We start from the raw sequence: 3,439 nt of genomic DNA, 5'->3' as shown, positions 1-3,439 counted from the left end.
TATGAAGATGGTCAACTGTTCACTGGCTTCCGTTATTACATGGGTACTTATTATTGGTTTGTGGATGGCGTCCGCCAAAATGCAGGATGGCGTCAAGCATGGGGTTTGACCTACTATACTGACCAAAATGGTCGGGCCGTTCAAGGTCAAGTGCCAATGTATGGTACAACTTATGACTTTGGAAACGATGGTACGTATTACCTGCGGATTCCTGGCACCAAAACACCAACCACACCCGGTTTTGGTGGTGCATGGACCCCTGGTCGTACCGAACCAATTATTCCAGACGAAAAGCAATATCAGCAAGCAATGGATTCATCAAGGAATGGCGGTAGCTCTTACCAAGCACCGTCACAGCCAGTTGCTAGTCAACCGGCAAGTCAGCCTGCGACAAGCACGCCAGTTGCATCGTCACAACCGGCAGCCAGCGCACCTGCACAACAAGCCCACAAGTGGACTTTTGTTGCGTATGATGATAAATATAAAGCTATCTACACAAAGGGTGGCTTTAATAGCCAACAAGAAGCTATTAATGCTGGTGCTGATTACATGGACTCACATGATAATGTAGAGAGTTATAGCTATTATTAAAATTAACTAAATCTAAAAGAGCTGATACAGCTCTTTTTTTTATGTTTTTTAACGTTTTATTGAAAGGAAATAAAAAGTATGGGAAATTTGAAAGAAAAAGAACGTTATAAACTTTATAAAGATGGGAAACATTGGGTTACGACAATGATTGCCGGCGCAATGTTGATTTCAGGATTAGGACTTATCAGTCAACACAATATCGTATCGGCGGATGATTTGGCTAGTGGTGGACAAGTGTCATTTGCTGGAAAAGATGGTACTGTATCGTTTTCGGATGGTTCCAACGAACCAGTCATGAACATACGAATGGGCTCTCAAGCTACATTCTGTATCAACCCCTTTGTCATTGTTCATAGCGGTGCCCTAGCTACACAGGTTGGTCAAAACGATGCAAGAGCAGCTCTCTGGTCTCGCATGACTTCGTATCAAAGAGGACTGGTCAATAATGTTGCCTGGGTTGGCCAATCACAGGGTGCAGCAAATGATCCTGCTACTTACTATGCAACTCAGGTAGCAATGTGGTCGCTTCTAGCTGGGCAAAATGGAATTCCTGGGATGGTCGATGGAAATAGCAAAATCGACTCATCTCAACTCACCAATGTATTGGACGGTCGAACGGTTACAGGCCAAAACTATACAGGCGCGGGTGATGTAGCTTCCAAGGCTGCCCAAATCTTGGATAATGCCGCTTCACTCTCGCAAAGCCCAACTTTTAATCCAGCGCCATTGAATATCGTGGCTGGAAAATCAGGGGTAATTGATACAACGAATGGTGTTGATTTAAGTAAGTTTCAACGTATCACTAGTGATAAGGCTGGAGTAACAGCCTCTGCCAATGGCACACAGTTAGTCGTGAATACTGATCAGTCGGCACAGGCAGGGAATGCTACCCTCACCTTGAACACTGGCCGTAACACTAATGGTGTTAATTATATTTACGGTACAGTGAACCCTGACGATTCAATCGGCCAGACACTTGATGGTTCTGGCGATCCTTCGCGAATGAAAGCTAATGTCAGCGTTAATATTGTCAAAGCTAATCTCAAGATTGATAAAAATGTGCTACAAGACAACGGTCAGGTGAACAAGCATTTAACCAATGGTAATTATTCTTTGGCGGGCAATGTCTTTGAGGTTCATAAGGACACTGCTGGCGGTCCTGTGGTCAAGGAATTGACGACTGATGCCAATGGAAACGCTGAAACCGGTTCTGTCATGGACTATGGCCATTATGTCATCACTGAAAAACAAGCAAGTCAAGGGCTGGCCAATACCTTTACGCCGATTGCTGTTGATCTAAACGCTGATGGACAAAACGTGCAAACGGTTACTGCTACCAATAAGGAAGTAACGGGTGGGATCACCATTCAAAAGACGGGTGCCGAAACAGGCACTCAAATGTGGAACGACAACTACTCATTGGCTGGCAATATCTTTAAGATTCATAAGGACTCGATCAATGGTGAAGTCGTTGATACAGTCACTACCAATGATAAAGGACAGGCACAGACCAAGACAGACTTGCCTCTTGGACACTATGTCGTTGAAGAAGTTCAAGCTTCTAAAGGCTTCTTGAAGACCTTCAAGCCTCAAGATGTTGATATTACGTATCAAGGTCAAAATGTACCGATTGTTATCTCAGCTACTGGTGGGACCAACCAAGAAGTGAAGGGTCAAATCATTGTCGATAAGTCTGGTGCCCAATCTGGTAAGAACATGATTAACGGCAACTACACGTTGGCTGGGAATGAGTTCGATATTTTTGACGAACAAAACAACCTAGTTGATCATGTGACCACCGATGCTTCTGGTAAGGCTTACTCAAAGACGGACTTGAAGTTAGGTAAGTACACGGTGGTTGAAACCAAGGCCAGTCAAGGCTTTGTGAAGTCAGCGACCCCACAAAAGGTTGACTTGTCTTATGTTGGTCAAGAAGTGCCTGTTGTCTTTGACACAGCCTATGAGACCAACCAAGAAGTTAAGGGTGGCATTACCATTCAAAAGACCGGGGCTGAAACCGGTACAAAGCAGTGGAACGACAACTACTCATTGGCTGGAAACGTCTTTAAAATCCATAAGGATTCTATCAATGGTGAAGTCGTTGATGAAGTCACAACGGATGCCAATGGTTATGCTAAGACTCGTGAGGATTTGCCATTAGGTCACTATGTCGTTGAAGAAGTCCAAGCTTCCAAGGGCTTTGTTAAGACCTTCAAACCACAGGATGTCGATATTACTTATCAAGGTCAAAATGTGCCAATCGTCTTGTCTTTGACTGGCGGTACGAATCAAGAGGTCAAGGGAAAGACTGTCATTGATAAGTCCGGTTCCGAAAGTAAAAAGACACCTTGGAATAGTAACTATTCTTTGGCAGGCAATGTCTTTGATATTCATCAAGACAATGCGTTAGGCAAGGTGGTTGCTCAAATCACGACTGATGCAAATGGACACGCCGAAACCGATGCCAACTTGCCATTAGGTGATTATTATGTGACCGAATCAAAGGCAAGCCAAGGCTATGTCAATAGCTTTACACCACAAAAGGTAACGTTGAAGTATGCCGGTCAAGAAGTTGCCTTGGTAGCTGATATGGCGGCCGGAACGAACCAGGAAGTAACTGGTTCAACTTCGGTCATTAAGCAAGACAAGCAGACGGGTGATAACAGTCAAGGACGAGCTACCCTTAGCGGTGCTGAATACACACTTTACCATGCCGATGGTACACCGGTGAAGTGGTCAGAAAATGGTCAACCAACACCTGAAATTACGTCCGGTAAGCAGGTTAGTCGGGATCAAGTGACATTGCGAATTGACGATGATTTGCATGAAGCAGGTGTTAAGCATCTAG

1 protein-coding gene and 1 pseudogene are annotated in these 3,439 nt (G+C 44.5%); both read left to right on the top strand.

Features of this window, described 5'->3' with window-relative positions:
- Positions 1-591 (top strand): annotated as a pseudogene (locus AOQ32_RS09015) (hypothetical protein); the annotation flags it as partial.
- Between the two features lie 78 nt (positions 592-669).
- The coding region (locus AOQ32_RS07905; protein WP_059394349.1) for a SpaA isopeptide-forming pilin-related protein at positions 670-3,439 on the top strand (2,770 nt) is incomplete at its 3' end.

This window comes from Fructobacillus tropaeoli (assembly GCF_001047135.2).
In the GTDB taxonomy this organism is placed as follows: domain Bacteria; phylum Bacillota; class Bacilli; order Lactobacillales; family Lactobacillaceae; genus Fructobacillus; species Fructobacillus tropaeoli.
The sequence above is the reverse complement of the archived record's forward strand: the minus strand, read 5'-3'. Positions and strand labels throughout refer to the sequence as shown.